The organism is Anaerocolumna xylanovorans DSM 12503, from assembly GCF_900143645.1.
In the GTDB taxonomy this organism is placed as follows: Bacteria; Bacillota; Clostridia; order Lachnospirales; family Lachnospiraceae; genus Anaerocolumna; species Anaerocolumna xylanovorans.
The window spans coordinates 160,691-179,161 of sequence record NZ_FRFD01000008.1 but is presented as its reverse complement, the minus strand read 5'-3'; the positions used below and the strand labels follow the sequence as shown (position 1 = coordinate 179,161).

At 38.5% G+C, this 18,471-nt stretch carries 19 protein-coding genes; 7 read left to right on the top strand and 12 right to left on the bottom strand.

Annotation, left to right across the window (positions count from 1 at the left end):
- Positions 1-176: 176 nt before the first annotated feature.
- Complete coding sequence (locus BUF11_RS14430) at positions 177-725, bottom strand: DUF5662 family protein (RefSeq protein ID WP_073589551.1); 549 nt, start codon at positions 723-725, stop codon at positions 177-179.
- Positions 726-894: 169 nt separating this feature from the next.
- Positions 895-2,334, bottom strand: coding sequence for an amino acid permease (locus BUF11_RS14425; protein ID WP_073589550.1), 1,440 nt, complete (start codon positions 2,332-2,334; stop codon positions 895-897).
- A gap of 229 nt (positions 2,335-2,563) precedes the next feature.
- On the opposite strand from BUF11_RS14425, the gene BUF11_RS14420 reads away from it, so the two are divergent.
- Positions 2,564-3,961: an MATE family efflux transporter gene (locus BUF11_RS14420; RefSeq protein ID WP_073589549.1), complete on the top strand. Its 1,398-nt coding sequence runs from the start codon at positions 2,564-2,566 to the stop codon at positions 3,959-3,961.
- A gap of 198 nt (positions 3,962-4,159) precedes the next feature.
- Here the strand turns inward: BUF11_RS14420 and BUF11_RS14415 are convergent, their stop codons facing one another.
- Both BUF11_RS14415 and BUF11_RS14410 read right to left on the bottom strand, forming a co-directional pair.
- Positions 4,160-5,326 (bottom strand): MFS transporter, encoded by a 1,167-nt coding sequence (locus BUF11_RS14415; protein ID WP_073589548.1) that lies wholly within the window; start codon positions 5,324-5,326, stop codon positions 4,160-4,162.
- Between the two features lie 114 nt (positions 5,327-5,440).
- Positions 5,441-6,460 (bottom strand): ROK family protein, encoded by a 1,020-nt coding sequence (locus BUF11_RS14410; RefSeq protein WP_073589547.1) that lies wholly within the window; start codon positions 6,458-6,460, stop codon positions 5,441-5,443.
- Between the two features lie 455 nt (positions 6,461-6,915).
- Between BUF11_RS14410 and BUF11_RS14405 the strand changes: the two genes are divergently transcribed.
- The gene (locus tag BUF11_RS14405) at positions 6,916-7,413 is read left to right on the top strand and encodes a phosphotransferase-like protein (RefSeq protein ID WP_073589546.1); all 498 of its coding nucleotides are present in this window, start codon (positions 6,916-6,918) and stop codon (positions 7,411-7,413) included.
- Between the two features lie 104 nt (positions 7,414-7,517).
- Here the strand turns inward: BUF11_RS14405 and BUF11_RS14400 are convergent, their stop codons facing one another.
- From BUF11_RS14400 to BUF11_RS24945, 4 genes are read right to left on the bottom strand one after another with little or no spacing between them, the layout of a single operon-like run.
- Positions 7,518-8,222 (bottom strand): DUF6796 family protein, encoded by a 705-nt coding sequence (locus BUF11_RS14400; RefSeq protein WP_073589545.1) that lies wholly within the window; start codon positions 8,220-8,222, stop codon positions 7,518-7,520.
- A 49-nt stretch (positions 8,223-8,271) separates the two neighbouring features.
- On the bottom strand, positions 8,272-9,162 hold the full coding sequence (locus BUF11_RS14395; RefSeq protein WP_073589544.1) for a ketopantoate reductase family protein: 891 nt from the start codon (positions 9,160-9,162) through the stop codon (positions 8,272-8,274).
- Complete coding sequence (locus BUF11_RS14390; RefSeq protein ID WP_073589543.1) at positions 9,159-9,950, bottom strand: class I SAM-dependent methyltransferase; 792 nt, start codon at positions 9,948-9,950, stop codon at positions 9,159-9,161. Before BUF11_RS14390 ends, BUF11_RS14395 begins: the two co-directional genes overlap by 4 nt.
- Positions 9,951-9,990: 40 nt before the next feature.
- Complete coding sequence (locus BUF11_RS24945) at positions 9,991-10,119, bottom strand: hypothetical protein (RefSeq protein ID WP_278277148.1); 129 nt, start codon at positions 10,117-10,119, stop codon at positions 9,991-9,993.
- Between the two features lie 50 nt (positions 10,120-10,169).
- Between BUF11_RS24945 and BUF11_RS14385 the strand changes: the two genes are divergently transcribed.
- Positions 10,170-11,921 (top strand): S8 family peptidase, encoded by a 1,752-nt coding sequence (locus BUF11_RS14385; protein ID WP_073589542.1) that lies wholly within the window; start codon positions 10,170-10,172, stop codon positions 11,919-11,921.
- Positions 11,922-11,985: 64 nt separating this feature from the next.
- On the opposite strand, the gene BUF11_RS14380 is transcribed toward BUF11_RS14385, so the two are convergent.
- The 4 genes from BUF11_RS14380 to BUF11_RS14365 all read right to left on the bottom strand — a co-directional run bounded on the left by BUF11_RS14380 (position 11,986) and on the right by BUF11_RS14365 (position 15,315).
- The gene (locus BUF11_RS14380; RefSeq protein ID WP_073589541.1) at positions 11,986-12,501 is read right to left on the bottom strand and encodes a hypothetical protein; all 516 of its coding nucleotides are present in this window, start codon (positions 12,499-12,501) and stop codon (positions 11,986-11,988) included.
- 305 nt (positions 12,502-12,806) lie between these two features.
- Positions 12,807-13,274, bottom strand: a complete 468-nt coding sequence (locus tag BUF11_RS14375; RefSeq protein ID WP_073589540.1) for a hypothetical protein — start codon at positions 13,272-13,274, stop codon at positions 12,807-12,809.
- Positions 13,264-14,337: a papain-like cysteine protease family protein gene (locus BUF11_RS14370; protein ID WP_175562071.1), complete on the bottom strand. Its 1,074-nt coding sequence runs from the start codon at positions 14,335-14,337 to the stop codon at positions 13,264-13,266. Before BUF11_RS14370 ends, BUF11_RS14375 begins: the two co-directional genes overlap by 11 nt.
- A gap of 570 nt (positions 14,338-14,907) precedes the next feature.
- Complete coding sequence (locus tag BUF11_RS14365) at positions 14,908-15,315, bottom strand: hypothetical protein (protein WP_073589538.1); 408 nt, start codon at positions 15,313-15,315, stop codon at positions 14,908-14,910.
- A gap of 165 nt (positions 15,316-15,480) precedes the next feature.
- Here BUF11_RS14365 and BUF11_RS14360 point away from each other — a divergent pair, with 165 nt between their 5' ends.
- The 4 genes from BUF11_RS14360 to BUF11_RS14345 all read left to right on the top strand — a co-directional run bounded on the left by BUF11_RS14360 (position 15,481) and on the right by BUF11_RS14345 (position 18,362).
- Positions 15,481-15,723 carry a hypothetical protein gene (locus BUF11_RS14360; protein ID WP_073589537.1) on the top strand — a complete coding sequence of 81 codons (243 nt, stop codon included), beginning with the start codon at positions 15,481-15,483 and terminating at the stop codon, positions 15,721-15,723.
- 53 nt (positions 15,724-15,776) lie between these two features.
- Positions 15,777-16,094, top strand: coding sequence for a hypothetical protein (locus tag BUF11_RS14355; RefSeq protein WP_073589536.1), 318 nt, complete (start codon positions 15,777-15,779; stop codon positions 16,092-16,094).
- 185 nt (positions 16,095-16,279) lie between these two features.
- Positions 16,280-17,677: a processed acidic surface protein gene (locus BUF11_RS14350; protein WP_073589535.1), complete on the top strand. Its 1,398-nt coding sequence runs from the start codon at positions 16,280-16,282 to the stop codon at positions 17,675-17,677.
- On the top strand, positions 17,658-18,362 hold the full coding sequence (locus BUF11_RS14345; protein WP_207665486.1) for a class D sortase: 705 nt from the start codon (positions 17,658-17,660) through the stop codon (positions 18,360-18,362). The genes BUF11_RS14350 and BUF11_RS14345 overlap by 20 nt, the downstream gene beginning before the upstream one ends.
- The last annotated feature ends 109 nt before the right edge of the window (positions 18,363-18,471 follow it).

The following is an 18,471-nucleotide window of genomic DNA, read 5'->3' as shown; positions in this document are numbered from 1 at the left end:
GTAGTTGAAAAATTTGTTTTTCAACTTATACCTTCTGTCTGCCGGTCCACAATCTAAGAACTATTGTAGCCCGGCATTGTTTTGATTATGTAAAGTAATTATTAAGGTAATGTAAAATCGTTTATAAAGTGCTGGCTCCCGTGCATAAATCATCTCCTTACAGATGGTTTACCGCCTCAAATCAGGGTATTATATCCTTCCTGTAGAACTTCTTCCCTGATATATTGAAAGGTTGCTTCTTCGCCCTTTTCCTTTAACATTGTAAGGAGCCTTTCCAAGAGTTTTTCCGTATCAGGATGGATCAGGTAATGCTTTCTGGAAATATTAAAATAGGCAAGGGCATCTCCATCCGTATACGCTTCTTTATTATATATTCTGCAGGCAGCTACTCTGTCACAAAACATTTCCACAACATACTTAACAGGCATCCTCATGCCGGCCATCGGTGCACCTTCGTTTAAACTATAATCAATCCAATATTCCAGATGATGCTTGTTCCGCCCCTTATGATGAAGCCATGCCTGACTGTAACCCTTATCCTCCCTTTCTGCATTATTCGGACTTCTGTTTCCCTGAAAATATTTTGCTCCTACAAAAAATTCCACAGGACTGTATTTGGACATATCATGCAATAACCCCTGCTTATAAAGACCTGCTTTAAAACAATATTTCATAACCAGACGCTTATGATGATTAATCGTCCTTAAATGCTGTAACCATTTCATATACTTTACTCCATTCCTGCGCCAATTCCTCTTTAGCAGGTTCGTGCCAATCCTTACACAAAAGCCTGCATGAAAGGCTGAAATATAAAAATTTTACAGCCTTTAACGCTTCGGTTTGGGTTAATTATATTCTTTCAATCTTCTTAATGCAACATATTATACGGGAAAATTACTTTTTTTCCCGGTCGGGCTCTTCTGCTGTCAATTCCTTGGATATCTCAAACCCTAACTCTTTGTTAGTTTTATAAGCATCTTTTTTATTTCCTCGATTTTTCTGATAAAGCGTCATAAGAAAATAGGAAATACCATAAAAGGCCACAATGGCAATTCCTGCTATCAATCCTGTTCCCTGTCCCTTGATAAAGGGCATAAAAGCAATTGCTGCAATCAGACAAACGAGTACAAACAGAGACGAATAAGGAAAGCCCCTAAGTCTCAATCTATCCCCCGGCTTGCCATGTGTGTTTCGAAACCGTATGTGGGATGCCATTATCATGGCATAAGTGAAAAGGGAAGAAAAGCCGCCTGCACTGATTAAGAATAAATAAATCTGCGGGAAAAGCAGACCGACAAAAAGCCCTAACAGCATTGCAGCACCGGAAAATACTATGCCTTTATAAGGCACTTCCCTCTTTTCCTTTAAAAAACTCGGAGCATGTCCTTCATCGGCAAGGGAACGTATCATTCTGCCCAGTCCAAACATAGCGGCTAACATGGTAGAAAGTATGGCAGTAATTAATACAATATTTAATACAGTACCAGCCCAGCCAAAGCCAAAGTGGTTCAGAGCAGTCACCATAGGGCTTGCATTCCCGCTAATATCACTTGTCGGAATAAGGAAAAGCAGAACTCCAACGGATAAGATATAAAGACTTAGCAGCAACACAACTGTTTTATGAATTGCTTTGGGAACAGTTACTCTTGGCTGTCTTGCCTCCGATGCGGCCAGACCGATAATCTCAAATCCCGCATAGGCAAACATAATAATCAGCATGCTGCCCGCCAGGCCTCTAAAACCTTCTGCAAAAAAGGGCTCCGTAAAAAAGGCCGGTCTTCCATAAACTATATTTCCATTTCCGCCGACTCCTCTTATTACGCCAAGTATTAATAGCACTCCTGCTACAATGAAGGCAACTATCGTAATCATTTTAACCGCTGCAAGGCTGCTTTCCAGCTTGCTAAGCTTACTGGCTCCCAGCAGATTTATAAGTGTAACACCAACAATAATAGAACTTCCAAGAATCGTTGTAGAAACGCCCGGAAACCAACTTTTGACCAGAATGGAGATTGCCGTTGCCTCACTGGACATAGCAAGTACCATTCCTGTCCAATAAACCCATCCGGTAATAAACCCTGCACCCGGACCGTAAGCTTCCGCAGCAAAGCCTCTAAAAGACCCTACTCCCGGATTATTGACTGTCATCTCGGACAGGGCAAATAGAATAAAATAAACTAAAATTCCTCCTAATATATAAGAAATGATGATGGACGGCCCGGCTGAATGGATAGCAACCGCGGAACCTAAAAAGAAGGACCCTCCAATTACTGATCCTACCGCCATCATTGTCAGCTGCCAGGCCGATAATCCTTTTTCATGTTTTTCTTCCATACCAACCTCCATGTATAAATTTTAAACTGCCTCAAATCAGGGTACGAAATGCTTTTTATCACTTAATATAGTGTCTCTACTTTAAGTTTTTTTATCCGTATGTTACAATGAACAAATATTATAAAAGTCAGTGAAAAAAAGAAATAAAAATTTGAAAAATAGAAGACATTTTTCAAATTTTTATTTAAGCAGCATCGCAAGTAAACTTGCGATATGCAGGAGGGGTAGTTTGAAAAATCTTATAGGCAGAAGGAAAAAAGAACAACCGCAAAATGATTTTACAAAGGGAAGCATAATTGAAACCATCTTAAGACTTGCACTTCCCATGACCCTCGCACAGTTAATCAATGTCTTATATAGTGTAATAGACCGGATATATATCGGACTTATTCCAAGAAATGCTACTCTCTCCATGACCGGAATCGGTCTTACTCTTCCCATCACCACAATTGTAATAGCTTTTGCTAATCTCTTTGGCATGGGAGGTGCTCCTCTTTGCTCTATCGCCAGAGGCAGAGGAGAAAAGGAAGAAGCAGAAAAAATAATGGGCAATTCCTTTGCCCTGCTTCTACTATTTTCCGTAATTCTTACCATCCTGGGGCTCCTATTTAAAAAGCCCCTGTTATACCTCTTTGGTGCAAGTGATGAAACCTTTCCCTATGCAAATGCTTTCATCAGCATCTATCTTCTGGGAAACCTTTTTGTTATGGTAAGCCTTGGCATGAACAGCTTTATCAATTCCCAGGGTTTTTCCGGTATCGGTATGGCTACGGTTTTGCTTGGTGCCATTACCAACATTATACTTGACCCTATATTTATTTTTGTATTTCATATGGGCGTTAGGGGTGCGGCACTTTCCTCCGTAATCTCCCAACTTCTCTCTGCTCTTTGGGTATTTTATTTTTTAATCAGCAAAAAAGCCTTAATCCGATTAAGGCCTTGCAATATACGTCTGCAGTTTTTGATGGTGAAAAAGATTTCCGCCCTGGGTCTTTCCGGCTTTATGATGGCAATCACAAACAGTATCGTCCAGATAGTGTGCAATAAAAGCCTTCAGTTCTATGGCGGAGACTTATATGTAGGTGTTATGACCGTATTGAATTCTATCCGGGAGATTATATCTATGCCAGTATCCGGCTTAACCAACGGCTCACAGCCTGTTATAGGATATAATTACGGTGCCGGTTCCTATAACAGAGTCCGAAAAGCAATTAAATTCATATCCATTACCTGTATTTCCTATACTCTTGCTGCCTGGGGGATACTGCATCTGTTTCCGCACTTCTTTATCCGTATATTCAACCACAATGCTGCTTTGGTTCAGGCTGCCATGCCTGCCGTAAGAATTTACTTCTTCGGCTTCTTTATGATGTCCCTGCAATTTGCCGGGCAGTCTGTTTTTGTAGCTTTGGGGAAAGCCAAATATGCGGTATTTTTCTCCATCTTAAGAAAGATTGTAATTGTTGTTCCGCTTACCCTTTTACTGCCGTACCTTTTTCATTCCGGCACCAGCGGCGTATTTTGGGCAGAGCCTGTTTCCAATTTTATCGGAGGAAGTGCCTGCTTTCTTACCATGTTAAGCGTTGTATTAAAAGAATTAAAAGAGAAGGAAAAGACCCTATCCTAAATAGGCAATTCCTGCTGATCTTACAATTAAAAAAGAGAGGGACGATAAAGTTATTGATAAAATTAGTATCCGTATGGCTTAACAGCATTTCTATTCTTTTGTTGCATTCATCAAGATTCTGAATTTGAGTCAAATAAGTATATTTGATAACCTCATAATCACTCCATATTTCAAATAAATCTTCTGCCTACAACATAATCAACCCTCTGTAACGGCATGTGTGCTTCTTTCAGACAGAATGACCATCATGCAAAGAAATAAAAGCAGAACTGCCGGGTAGAGTAAAAAGGTGGTTGCATTGGCAATGGCTCCGAAAAGAGGCGGCATAAAGGTTGCACCAATATAGGCACAGGCCATCTGCATTCCCATTAAGGATTGAGAAATCACCTTACCAAATCGTCTTGGTGTTTCGTGTATCATACTGGGATAAATGGGTGCACAGCCAAAGCCCATAAAAAGAAGCCCTGCCATTAAAGTAAGTCTGCCGCCAGGCAGGAATAATAACAGAATACCAAAAAGAATAATGCCTTCTCCTGTCCGTATCATAGTGCGGTTGTCAAACTTCATGGTAAGAAAACCTGCCAGGAACCTTCCGGCTGTAATACCAAGGTAAAAGAGCGAAACCCACTTTGCAGCTGTTTCTGCTGTTATCCCTTTGGAGAATACGAGAAAACTGCTTCCCCAAAGCCCCGCCGTGGATTCAATGGCGCAGTAACAAAAGAAAGCAAACAGGGCCGATAATACTCCCTTTTTCTTTAATATCTCACTGCGGCTCAATTCTGTATTATTTTCCTCTTTTTCTGTTTCTGCCTCCTTCCTGACCTTTGTCCAAAGGGGCAGGGACAGGAAAAGAATAATTGACAGCCCAAGCTGAATGAATCCTATGGTACGGTAGCCCATATCCCATCTGCCTTCCTGTTTCAGGAAATAAGCCATAATCACAGGCCCTAAGGTAGCCCCTACTCCCCAGAAACAGTGCAGCCAGCTCATATGCCTTGCCTCATAATGAAGAGCCACAAAGTTATTAAGGGCAGCATCCACGGAGCCTGCTCCAAGCCCTAAGGGCACTGCAAGAATACAAAACCATAGAAAATTACCGGAATAAGCAAAACCTAAGAGAGCCAGCGCCGTCATTATAACACTGATGGCTGTCACAAGTCCTGTTCCCAGCTTCTTTATTATGGCAGAGCTAAAGTAGCTGGAAACAATGGTTCCTCCGGAGACTATCATCGTAACAATTCCGGCATAGGACACCGGTACATGAAGCATTGGCTGAATAGCCGGCCAGGAAGAACCTAACAGGGAATCCGGAAGTCCCAGACTGATAAATGCAAGATAAATAATGATTAGTAATAGTAATGTCATTTTAACCTCTTTTCTGAATGTCCAATCTGTGATTTGCAAGTCTGCCGGTAGATTGCTTGCAATCTACACGATACTGCCTAAATAGAAATTGAAAAATACACCGCATTTTTCAAACTATAGACCTTTTCTTGATAAAATATATTTGGCATCCGTTTGTTCCAGCAAAAAACGTATCATTCCCTGTTCAAAATCCTCCTCGAACTGTTCCGATACCACAATATAGGCATCAAACTTACCCCCCAGAAGATTTCTTACATATTCATTGATTCTATAGGAATCCCCTTCCCTAAAAAAATCCCCATACAACACAAACTGTTCCGGTGCAATAATACAGGAAAATGCCGCTACCAGCCTTCCAATACTCTCTGCAACTTCTTCTCTGGCGCTGTAATTAAGCTTAAGCCAGTCTACTCCAATCGGCAGCTTTCCAATCTCTCCTGCAAAGCTCTTATATCCGGTATAGACTTCACCGCCAAGCACCAGCCCGGCACCCGGTTCAAAAAGCCTTGGAAAATAAATGCCTGCAATATTTTTCATGCCTCCTGTTGCCTTATAATGATAATAGCCATTTACCGCTCCGTTGACATCGTTTACAAAGATAACCGGAATCTTATATTTCTCTTTGTAATATGCCATAAAGTCTTTACCAATCAGGCCGCTGTAGTCATTGATCGTCACAACTCCGTCTTCCTCTTCTCCCGGAAGGCCAAAACCAAGAATGGATACCGTGGACACCTTTTTTAGTCCCCTGTCTATCATTTCTTCAAAACTTTCTACCATGATTTTATCCATAAAAGTTTCTTCTCTATAGACAATCTCCCCTGCCAGATTCACAACTGCCAGATGGATGCAGTTCTTATTCTCCTTTTGATGTCCGAATATTACAATCCCATGACTGTAATTTACATTATAGCAATATTGCAAGGAGGGGCGTCCTCCGTTGGAGGGAATCATTCCGCCTTCAAAAACTTCTCCCTCCTTTATCATGTCTGCTAAAAGGGAATTGACCGTTACCACACTAAGTCCGGTCTTATAGGACAGTTCCTGTTTTGTAGCCTGGCGCAATAGCTTTAGGCTCTCCCGTACCAGATTCTTATTGACCTCCTTCATAAGAAGGGTATTACCACTTAGCATTATCTCACCTCCTGTAAGCTGCCCATGCGTTATACTGATTAATGCTGAATGTATAAAATGAATTTGATAAGCCCAATATAAAACATCTTTTTAAAAGTTCTTTAATAAGTGATTCCAGTATACTAATATTCTATTTAAAAGTCAACCGGTAAAATAATAAAAAGCCTTGCCAGGTGAACCTGCCACTATTACAAGCCCTCGCAAATGTAATTTAATAATTACGCTCTGTCACATCATATTATTGATATTAAGAACGTTCGTTTGCCGTTTCTCGTAGAATGTGCTATAATGTGTCCATGAACTACGAAAAGACGAACATTAAATGCCAACTATAAGTGATGTTTTTACATTGTATACTCAGTTTCACCACAGGAACAGAAAAACTCTACACAATGAAATGAATGCCTATAAATGTTTAGATTAAGTAATTTGAAATTAATATGGAGAATAAGGATATGAATAAGAAAATTATATTGCTTAATGGTCCCTCAAGTAGTGGAAAATCAACTTTGACAAGTACCTTGCAAACACTTATTAAAGATAAAAATAACGAAGAATATGCCATAATTTCTATTGACGATTTTCTTAAAATGACGACAAAAGAGGTAATATATGAGGAAGATGTATTTGAAATATCTTCAAAGCTCTGCGATAAGTCAATAGAAGTTCTACGTTTAAAGCAAGGTATTATTATTGACCATGTAATTACAAGTGAACGTATATTTAAACAATTAATAGAGAGTCTAAAACTATATGATATTTATTTGGTGCACGTAACATGTCCATTGCGCGAATTAAAGAGAAGGGAAGAAGAACGAAAAAATAGATGCTTAGGTTCTGCCGAAGCATCTTATGAATATTTGTTTCCAAAAGAAGGTTATGATTTAACAGTCGATACTTTTGCATCATCAGCAAAAGAATGTTCATTACAGATTTTAGATATTATGATATAGACAAATCCAAATATGCAGCAATGAATTGATTCACATTTTTCCGAAATTGAAATAAATATTTAACAATTAAGCAGAGCATAATTAGCTCTGCTTAATTTCATTATTCAAACCTTTCTAACATCCGAATTCTTATCAGAAAAATAGTTGTTATAATATTGGAAAATCACTGCACACATTAATAAATGCCCAAGGCTTTCCATGGCACCGGTCACTGCATTCACCGGATAGAAGGGTATCTTGTTCATTACTCCTGCAAGAAGGATCGTCACAACCGGATTGCAAAAGGCCTTCCATTTTGAAGTTTTTAGTTTTCCGCTTAGAATTGCATACATAAAGGGAATGGCCGTAAAAAGCTCCAGAATTGCAAAATAAACGGCAAATGGCACGATAATATAGTTTGCCATATCATTTACCATACTCGTTGCCAATACACTGTCTCCATTGTTTTTATAGATGATTTTAAAAATTACGGGTAAAAAATTGCAGACGGTATGTATCAGTAATCCGCCAAGACTTCCAACGACTGCTCCAAACAAATAGAAATTACCTGCTCTTTTACTCTTTTCTTTTATTGCTTTTCCTACACTGATTAATCCAAAGAACCAAAGTGGTACTGCAATTGCCCCCAATAGAATAGATGCTTCAAAACGCCACATACTCATTTGTATCCAGCCGCTTTCAACAAACCCATTTGTAATATTATCTACCGGTTTTACATCTAAAAGCCAATCTCCTATCATAAAAAGGATTGTTCCCAGTATTCCTGATAATGCATATTTTTTATATTTCAGAATAAGCTGATTGTCCATAATTGATCTCCTAACTAAACATATTAATTGAAATAAAAACTGTTTTTCCTTAATGTACTTTCAAATACTTATAAAAATCCCTATGCAAAAGTTTCATTTCTTCCTTTGCTTTCATTGCATGCTGATACATAAACATGTTTCCAAAATCACTCTTATATACATACTTTAATAAACATGCCAGCAAAGGGACTGGTAAGAAGCAGATGAGCTTCATCTTCCCCGGGGATAAGCAGATGCCTTTTTGCCCTAACAGGTTAAAATTCCTCTTTAACCGTTTTGCTGTTATCTTCATACTATTTTTATCCCACGCTACTCTTTCCGGCGCTTTTCCTGCTTGATAGTAAGCATCCGCCAACGGTACCACCATTGCCAGATGGCAAACCTGCCATACATGCATATCCGGTACAATTTGCACCGGAACTTTGGCAGCTGCAAATAATTTCTTCAATTGCTTTACCCGGTCCGTTTTCTTCCCATTAATTTCACCAAAAGTAGTCGGCTGTATAATAGCCGGAGTTAGCTTTGCATTCAAAATGCCATTTTCAATACTGCCTCCGGCACCGGGAAATGCAGGCAGTATCCGCCCTTTTCCCGCTGTGTTTTCCCAGTTCTGATACTTCTCCAATGTATTTACCATAGTAATGATAGTGCTGCTTTTATTTCTCCTTAGAGCTTCTAATGCTGTAATAACCTGTTCTGCTCTAACGGTAAGAAAAATATAGTCAAACTTATCTTGATCTGTTATTTCTGATATCACCCTTACCCTGGCTTCTTTTATACCATTTTCATAATACAACAATCCTTTTTCCTGCAACTCTTTCAAACGGCTGCCTCTTGCCAAAACGGCAACATTGCATCCGCATGCTGAAAGTTTTACTGCATAAAGACTTCCGATGACTCCGGCTCCATATATTAATACTCTATTCTCATATTCTTTCATTGTGCTACCAGCTTTACTATTTTATTATTTATATTACGGATAAAAGGGAGCTTTCCTGCTAACCAAAAACCTGGTCCTCTATCTCTAAGCTCATCAAAAAGATTCCATTCCCTAACAAAATGCGGCCCTTCACAAAGATTTTCCATTGCTTTTCCCGAGCGAATCCCCCACCTGAATACAGCATCTGTTTTCTTTACAGTATCGTGCTGCTTTGAATGACGTGCTATAAAAGGATTCATGATTTCAACCAGCATCGTACACTTAGGAAAATGATTTCTTATCATATCAAACAGCTGAATAGCTTCCGCTTCTGTAAAATACATCAGCAGTCCTTCCATAATAATCAATACTTCTCTGCCTTCTGCGGCAACCATATCTGCCCATCTCATATCAAGAGCAGATTTGCCGATAAAGTGAACATTTGTGTTTTCACACAGGAGTTTCTTTCTAAGTGATATCACTTCCGGAAAATCAAGGTTATACCATTGTACCTGATTATGCCTGATTCGATGATACCTCGTATCCAGTCCGCACCCCAGAGAAATACATACCGCGTCCTGATGCTGATTGACAAAATCCTGTGTTTCACGGTCCAGTATCATTGTACGGGCAATAACCCCCTCCTGGCTCATCTTCTTATCGAACTTTCCAAAATCATATTCTATCTTTGATACTATTTCCACTGCCTTGTCATCTTTGATTCTCGGATTTGTACATTTTGTCTCTGTCGCACGTGCAATTAGCGGAATCAACAGGGTTTCCTGCACACCCCTTAATTCTATTTTCATACATATACCCTCTTTATCATCCCTTTATAGTTAGTTATATCTAACCATTATTATACAACAAACGCTTCTGTCCGTCTATAATGATTGCTTCTAAAAAGCAAAAGAAGATTATAAGCTTATCCTCCCGGTTAAACTTATCCGCCAGTTCCCGTGCAGATTTGTGTTTCATCCAACGTCTTTTGCATATATTGAAATAACAAGTATAGGCAGGTTCATGCTATGACAAGCGGAAAAGCAGACAATCAATTGAATCTGGCTCTGGATGTTCCGGAAGAGGTACGTGCCAAAACTCTTGACTTAAATGTGGGCTTTATACCAGAGGTCAGGATATGGGAGCTGATTGTAAAGTTCAGCGGTGATATTTCCCGGATTGCAAACGAGTTAGGCGCTATCGTAGTTCCACTCCAGAATGAATATGGGATTATCACCATCCGTGAGGATCTCATACCAAAACTTACCGATTATCAGGAGATTGAATTCATTGAAAAGCCCAAGCGCATCTTTTATTCCGTAAATCAGGGCAGAAGCGTTTCCTGTATTAATCCCTTGCAGACTTCACAATATAACCTTTTTGGCAATGGGGTCATTGTTGCGGTCATTGACTCCGGAATTGATTATGCCCATCCTGATTTTCGCAATCCGGACGGAACCACAAGAATTATCGAGCTCTGGGATCAGACGATTGACGGAACTCCTCCGTCCGGCTATGCCATTGGTACGCTCTATACCAGAGAACAGATAAATGAGGCCTTACAAGCTCCCAGTCAGGCAGAGCGCCTGGCTATTGTCCCAAGCACTGATTTATCCGGTCACGGAACCCATGTAACCGGAATAGCCGCTGGAAATGGCAGAGCAAGCAACGGTCTGTACCGTGGCGTTGCATCCCAAAGCGATTTGTTGGTTGTAAAGCTTGGCTCTTCCATCGGTAACTCCTTTCCCCGTACCACACAATTAATGCAGGGCATTGATTACTGTGTAAAACGTTCCTTGGAGTTAAACCAGCCCATGGCCATTAATATCAGTTTTGGTACCAACTACGGCTCTCACACCGGAGGTTCTCTTCTTGAAACCTACATGAGTGAAATTGCCAATAGAGGAAGAATTAATATCTGCGTCGGTACAGGCAATGAAGGCACCGCTGGTAAGCATACCAGCGGAGTTCTGACCATGACTCCCGGTGCATCCCGTGAAATCGTAGAGCTTGCCGTGGGAGAATATGAATTTACCTTTAACCTGCAAATCTGGAAGAATTTCTATGACCAGTTTGATATCACCATTACTTCTCCCGGAGGTACCAGAGTAGGTCCTATCCCGGAACGCCTTGGCACTCAGCAGTTTCGGATCGGCCCTACTGAAATATATCTATACTACGGAAAGCCCCTTCCCTATAACCCCCAACAGGAAATCTATCTGGAATTCATACCGGTAAATGATTATGTAGAGACCGGCATTTGGTCAATTGAATTAGTCCCAAGAAGTATTGTTGTTGGAAATTATGACATGTGGCTGCCATCCGGCGGTGTACTAAACCCTCAGACTGCCTTCCTGCGCCCCACCGAGGTTACGACCCTTACTATTCCTTCCACTGCAGAAAGAGTGATATCCGTGGGAGCCTATGATGGCTCCAATGACAGTCTTGCCTTTTTTTCCGGGCGGGGTTTCCCAAGAAACGGCTTCCCAATTAAACCGGACCTTGTGGCCCCCGGAGTCAATATCAATTCCTGCTCACCCGGAGGCGGCTACACGGTACGCTCCGGCACCAGCATGGCAACTCCCTTTGTGACCGGAAGCTGTGCCCTTATGATGCAATGGGGTATCGTAGAAGGCCACGATATTTATATGTATGGAGAGAAAATGCGGGCTTACTTAATAGCAGGTGCCAGAGAATTAGGCTTTGAGCCGGTATATCCCAATCCGACTTTCGGCTACGGAGCTTTGTGTTTAAGGAATACGTTTATGCTGACGCAGTGATATTTTCGCAGATAAAACATTTAGAGGAGCTTTTATATAAAAAGCTCCTCTAAACAAATATACTTTATTTCATAACACGATTATAAACAGCCAATGCCTCTTGCAGATTCTTTGCAGGAGCAATGATATATCTATTAGTCTGTTTGCCATTTGCCTGACCACTATCAGCCAGTGCTATTACAACACTATCCATCTTCATGCTTTTCATATACAAAGTCCCTATGTAATCCATTTTGATTTTTGCTGAATCTGTATTATATGTATTATAAATCAGAGAGCCAAATATATTCTTTGCATACTTATTCTTAAAAAACAATATATCAGACATCTTCTCATCCTCTAAAGAAGTTACAGGCAACGAATCAATACGAATTCTTCCTCTAAACCTCTTTTCTGTCATAATTGATACTTTTCCTTCAATTTTTAGTGAAGAGACTTCAAGTATTTTCGAATTGTCCATATCTACAGTAACACAAGGATAAGTAATATCTGTTAATTGTGCATATCTGTTTTTTATCACAACAGCAAGTATAATTGCAATAATAATTATACTCCCTAATAAATAATATTTCTTTTTCATTTATTACTCCCAGTGAAATTAATATGCATGATTAAAAGGTATTGCTATCGTTTGTTTTGAACCATCTAATAATGTAAAAGTCTGTCCTCTCACACGATAGTCGTATTCCCCGTAAGGGCGGTTATCATGGGTTTTATAATAATAATAGTAATAGTACTGACATGCTGTGTTAACTATTATAATATAGAGTGTTCCTCTTAATGTATTACAAATACATTTTACTCCAATATCTCTTGCAGATTCTTTACAAGAACAGTGACATACCCATTATCAGCCGCACTATCGGATATTATCCATTGTTTTACTTACTGAATTCCAGGAAAGGTATATTTTTTCTCCTCATAATTTAGCTGCCAGAATTTTTCGAAGTCTGTTTTTTTAATAGCATACAACTTTCCGTTATTAATTAAATAAGAATCAGGATTACATATTATCTGCAACTCTAATTTATTGTTATAATTGATAAGAAAAGTATAAGAACTTCCGCCTAATATGGAGCGATAATCCTTCCAATTTCTAACTGTATGCATACGTGTAGTATTGAATAAATCGCAAATTGCTTTCGTATCCTGCTTTTTCGTAATTTGCTTAGCTACACCTATCCGGTTATTTACAATTGTAATACTTTTCACATTTTTTGTATCAATTCTAATAGGGCTAAAAATATTGGAATACCATAAGATAAGGAATAAAAAAATCACTACTAATGCTGTAATAGTTATATATATCCATCTTTTTTTCATCGTTTTTCTTACCTTTGCATTAATTTCCATACCGCTCCAATTCATATACTAAATTATTAGTTATACTAGTATATGTATATGTAGTTCCATTTGAAGTTGCAGACTGAAAACCTGATTGCGGATTCATAATGGTAATATAGCCGGCTATTATATTTATTCCACATATAACTGTTGCATGCCCACCGTACCAAGTTGCCCACCATCCACTAAAAAGCGGACGTCCTGATTTGATACTTCCTAAAATAGTATTGTCTGATGGAACATAATTATTACTGGTGTAAGAAACATCATATATGTCTTTTAAAGCCTTAAGAGCTTTTTCTTGAGGTACTTGTTGATTATAGTTAGAGCCAAAAACTTGCTGTGCTACGTACTCTCCGGTGTAACTTTTACCTTTTAAATAATTTCCAATACATGCAACCGAACTTGCCCAACAGTAATAAGAATCAGGAGCTTGGGAAACATATGATACGTTACAAGAATAATATGTTGTAGCGGCAATATTCACCGAATATGTATTTTCCGCCATAAGGTTAACACTTGATTCATAATTTAAAAATTCATTTGAAGATAAATTATTTAGTGTAATTGAATCAAAGAGGGATTTATCTACAGTATTATAGTCAAGAACATCTCGACCGTTATTCGATTGACTGCTCCTATGCATTTCCGTTAATCCACTAGATGAATAAATATAGCAAGTATCTTTGTCATAAATAAATGCAATAGGTGTGCTTGGATTAAAACTTGATGCAATATCTTTCACAAATGTAGTAGTTATTTCAATGGATGTTTTTTCATTATTTTTTACAGCAAATGCCACTAATCTTTCGTTGTTTATAATCGGAAACAATGAAAATTCTGCTTCTTTTAACTGCTTATCCCTATATTCGTAAGCTTTAATCTGATTTCCGACTGATAATGTTCCAAAATCAACATCAGTTAAACCAAAAATGTCTTTTTGCGTACTAATATAATTAAGTGATTTATTAATTTCAGTAATTATTTCATTTGGAATTGCATTATCGGATAAGGTTTCAGATGCGGACACCGGAATAATAAGGTTTATAGTTAATACCAATGTAAAAATCAACGTAAAAAACTTTTTTGTGTTAACTTTCATATTTTTAGGTATAATTATTTACTCCTTTTAAATTTACTATAATTAAAAAAACAAGCTATATTAATCATAGTTATATCATAATTTTATATATTTCTATCTTGTAATTATAATTAGCTTTTCTAGTCAACTCCCCTCTCAAATGTTTTTAAATAATTCACATTTAAAACAATTATCTACTTATAGTCCCTCCTTTTTTATTGTATTTCTTTTACAAATGAATAATAATGTATAATTACATAATTTACCATGTGTTTTGTCCATTCTACATGTTTTATGTCTATTCTACTTATTTGCTCTATTATTTGCTACTTTTTCAATTAGAATTTTGATTTAAAATAGTCCCCACTATTTACTTTGCTATATTAGTTATGTTAGGATACTATTCATATAACTTTTTATACATTCATTTTATATCCTATACTTCTTCAAATTTTTATCCAAACAAAAAGCACCCAATACAGATGCTTCCTATTATCCTTACCTACCATTTCTTAAATGATAGGTAAATTTATATTTGCACTATCATGTATCTTTCTAATCCTAAGATTTATCACTTATTCTCCAAACAATATAATACTTAAGATACCTTCTACCGGTCAGAACTTTCTCTCCATCTGCACCTTCAAATAAATAACTGCCCCCGTTTTGCTCTTTATATTCCAACTGATAGGTTTTCTCAAGGTACACAAAAAGTTCATCCTGCCCGTTCCTTTTCGTAAGGTATACTTTTTCCTTATTATTATCTGCATCCTTTCTTTCAATCTCCGTATAATCCTTTCCCGTTGCCAGTATAAACATTGGTTTTATATACAGAAGAGGATTTCCTTCTGCGAAAATTACATTCCTTTCCATAATCAAAAATACACACATTACCATCAGCAGTAATATGATAATATCATTCCGTTTCCATTTTCCCGGTGTTCTTTTTACTTTTGTATTGCCGTACATACCACTACCTCTTACACTTCCTTTATCTAATACACTTACCACCTATTATACTGGTTCCAATTAGTTCTAACAACTCTAAAAAGTCCTGCTACACTTTCTTGTGTATTACCGTTTCTTCGCTTATAATGAAAGAATACAAAATTTCCTACGAAAGGAGAAACCCCTATGCTTAAATTTTCAGCCAGTGTAAGAGATCTGGATTTTAATGAGGCTGCTGATAAATTCCTGCCAAAAGAATTTAAAAGCCTCTTTATAAAGGCCGGAATCCGCATACTTCCTGCCAAGGAACAGCTTACAGCCTTCCTGGTAAATGCCAATAAGGATAAAATCATAAGGGAAATCAATAAAAGTACCGAGAAAAAATCCCTTCCCCTTAAAGTCAATAATATCCGAATAAAACACTTTTAAAAAGGAGTCAGGAATATCCAATCAAAGATTTGATATTCACGAAAGGAGTTACTATGTTAAAATTAGAAGTCACTTTTGACGAAATTAATTATGCTGAATTTGCTGCCGGTCTGATCCCTATGCTGCTTGAAACCCTCTCCGGTAAGGATGACAAATCAAAAGAAGTTGCAGCCCTCATAACGAACTTAGGGGATGCCCCCGAAAGAATGCTTACGGCGGCCTTTCGTGAGCTGCCCCAGCAGGATATGAACAATTTTCTTGCCGGTATGGTAGCCATTTACAGAGAAGACCTTATGAAACTGGTAAATGACAAACTTAGGGAACAAAATATATCCGGTGGAATCACCGATATCCACCTGGATAATGTATAATCTCCCACTATAGGCCAACTTTCCCATTCCTTCCGGTACAACGAACAGCCATGGCGGCATAATAACCGGTTAATTCGTATTCGCTGTACCAGTATCCACCAGTAGATTATTTACAATCTCTCTCTTATAATAAAAATACGAGCCAGATACATTCCTGACCGATTATTTTATTTAAGGAGAAATTTATGAAAAAAACTGGTATTATAATGTTGGCGTTAGTTATGCTTGTATGCCTGTTTCCCTTGTCTGTAAAGGCATCTGAAACGGAGGATTTTAATACAGACCTGATGTCTTACTTAATCCAGATCAGCAATGAGAGGGGAAGGGAAGTTACAAAGGACGATCTGGAATATGTCCTGAATCTATATTCTGAAAGCCTGTCCGACTTTGATTCCGCAGACGGTCCTAAAGACTTTTTGGGAGAAGTTATTAAGGCTGATTACAGCAATTTAACTTCTATCTATGAGGAATACAGCCTGGATAAGGATTCTTTAACTGCCTTACTTAGTGATAATGGAGAGACCCTTGATGACTACGTTTTTCTGAATCAATTGGACGCCAGTATCTCTTTTTATCAGGGGGATGGCACTGTGGATCAGGAAACCGGCTTTGAAGAAAAGCTTACCGCCTATTTAAGTGACATCAGTACTATACGCGGTTTTACCGTAAGCCGTGAGATGATTGAGTCCTTCCTTTCCAAATATGAAATTACTTTTAGCATGTTTGAAAGCGTGGATGAGCTGAAGGATTTCCTGGGAGATGTTATTAAGAGTGATCTTAGCAATCTGGATTATTTTAATACAGAGTATAGTTTATCCAAGGAGGATATTGACAGCCGTTTAAGTACAATCAATAAAACTCTGAATGATTATGTATTCATCGATGACTTGGAGCTTGATATTTTAACCAACGATGACGGCGGTATTTCCTATAAGTATTTTATGTATATGTTGGAAGAAAGCTACCCCGGTATCACGAAAAAGCTTGGTTTGACAGAAGAAGAATACACGAGGACCTATCAGTACTTTATGTCCTTAAAAGATTATTATACCAGTGAAGATACACAAAATAAATTGATAGATATTATGATGCGCTTCCAGACCTTAGCAGAAAATCTTCCGGAATCCAACGAAGCTGTTACCCTTAACCAGCTTTCGGAACTGCAGAGTCTTTACCAGGATTTACAGGATGTCCTGAAAATAAAGATTTCCTACAGTGTGCTTGAAAATGGAAAGAAAGTTCCCCTTACCCTTCTTGATTTAATGAATGGTAAAGACCTGGAGAATGCTACCATAAGCATCGATGTTTATACGGATGCTTCCGAATTCCTGATGGATTTTAGTCTTAGTGCTGATATGTTCGGTGAAGTTATAGGTGATGTGGAAAAAACACCTGTCACCAAGCCTGATTCTTCCGGTGATAAGACTACATCCACCCCTGTAAAGACTGTTACTGGCGGCAAACTTCCCAAAACAGCCTCCAACTATACCATAATGATATTAGCCGGTGCTTTTCTTGTTGTACTGGGAACCGTTTTATTTAAAACAAATAGGAAAGATGGAGATGAAACAAACGCTGCGTAAGAAAGTTCTTCCCTTTATCATACTTTCAGCCGGGATATTATTATCAGCTGCCGGACTTTTTAAGCTGTGGCAGGGATATTCGGTAAAGATGCCCCTTCCTTCCCGGACAGATAATTCAGCAGAAAGTACGGGAAATAAAGAAAACCTACCGTCAGATAACCTGTCACTCTCTTCAAAAGATGACAATGCTTTTTTAGATAAACTTTTAAATAAGAAATTTACAAATATATCAGAGGGCAGTAAGAATTCTAATGAAACGAAAATTTTATACCCTAAGAGACCGGATCAGGGAGATAACATAGGCACACTTACTCTCCCTTCCCTCAAAATGTCTCTTCCGATATACGAAGGAACAGAAGAAAAGGAACTGGAAAAGGGGGTAGGTCATTATGCAGGAAGTGTCCTTCCCGGTGAAACAGACAACTGCGTTTTATCCGGCCACAGGGACACCGTATTCTCCGGGCTTGAAAACTTAAAGAAAGGTGATGACATAGTCGTCAAAACCTCTGCCGGTACCTTTACCTACCGTATTCATAAGATTCGTATCGTCGATAAGGAGGATACCACGGTTATTGTTCCAAAGCCCAAGGCTTATCTAACCTTGACCACCTGTTATCCTTTTACCTACATCGGCTCTGCACCGCAAAGATACATTATATCTGCTTATCTAATATCAGAGGAATAAAAGCCAGGCAGGGGTGTCCCCATAGGGAGACACCCCTGCCTGTTTATTCCTAACCTTCCTGTTACTGGTAACTTTGTTTACATCTGGGTTCCCTGCCAGCAATCCTACA

Coding starts and splice junctions, on each gene's coding strand:
- BUF11_RS14405 (WP_073589546.1), top strand. CDS start 6,916: ATGAATAAGAAAATTATATTGCTTAATGGTCCCTCAAGTAGTGGAAAA.
- BUF11_RS14415 (WP_073589548.1), bottom strand. CDS start 5,326: ATGACATTACTATTACTAATCATTATTTATCTTGCATTTATCAGTCTG.
- BUF11_RS14390 (WP_073589543.1), bottom strand. CDS start 9,950: ATGAAAATAGAATTAAGGGGTGTGCAGGAAACCCTGTTGATTCCGCTA.
- BUF11_RS14425 (WP_073589550.1), bottom strand. CDS start 2,334: ATGGAAGAAAAACATGAAAAAGGATTATCGGCCTGGCAGCTGACAATG.
- BUF11_RS14365 (WP_073589538.1), bottom strand. CDS start 15,315: ATGTACGGCAATACAAAAGTAAAAAGAACACCGGGAAAATGGAAACGG.
- BUF11_RS14350 (WP_073589535.1), top strand. CDS start 16,280: ATGAAAAAAACTGGTATTATAATGTTGGCGTTAGTTATGCTTGTATGC.
- BUF11_RS14430 (WP_073589551.1), bottom strand. CDS start 725: ATGAAATGGTTACAGCATTTAAGGACGATTAATCATCATAAGCGTCTG.
- BUF11_RS14385 (WP_073589542.1), top strand. CDS start 10,170: ATGACAAGCGGAAAAGCAGACAATCAATTGAATCTGGCTCTGGATGTT.
- BUF11_RS14345 (WP_207665486.1), top strand. CDS start 17,658: ATGAAACAAACGCTGCGTAAGAAAGTTCTTCCCTTTATCATACTTTCA.
- BUF11_RS14380 (WP_073589541.1), bottom strand. CDS start 12,501: ATGAAAAAGAAATATTATTTATTAGGGAGTATAATTATTATTGCAATT.
- BUF11_RS14355 (WP_073589536.1), top strand. CDS start 15,777: ATGTTAAAATTAGAAGTCACTTTTGACGAAATTAATTATGCTGAATTT.
- BUF11_RS14400 (WP_073589545.1), bottom strand. CDS start 8,222: ATGGACAATCAGCTTATTCTGAAATATAAAAAATATGCATTATCAGGA.
- BUF11_RS14360 (WP_073589537.1), top strand. CDS start 15,481: ATGCTTAAATTTTCAGCCAGTGTAAGAGATCTGGATTTTAATGAGGCT.
- BUF11_RS14375 (WP_073589540.1), bottom strand. CDS start 13,274: ATGGAAATTAATGCAAAGGTAAGAAAAACGATGAAAAAAAGATGGATA.
- BUF11_RS14410 (WP_073589547.1), bottom strand. CDS start 6,460: ATGCTAAGTGGTAATACCCTTCTTATGAAGGAGGTCAATAAGAATCTG.
- BUF11_RS14395 (WP_073589544.1), bottom strand. CDS start 9,162: ATGAAAGAATATGAGAATAGAGTATTAATATATGGAGCCGGAGTCATC.
- BUF11_RS24945 (WP_278277148.1), bottom strand. CDS start 10,119: ATGAAACACAAATCTGCACGGGAACTGGCGGATAAGTTTAACCGGGAG.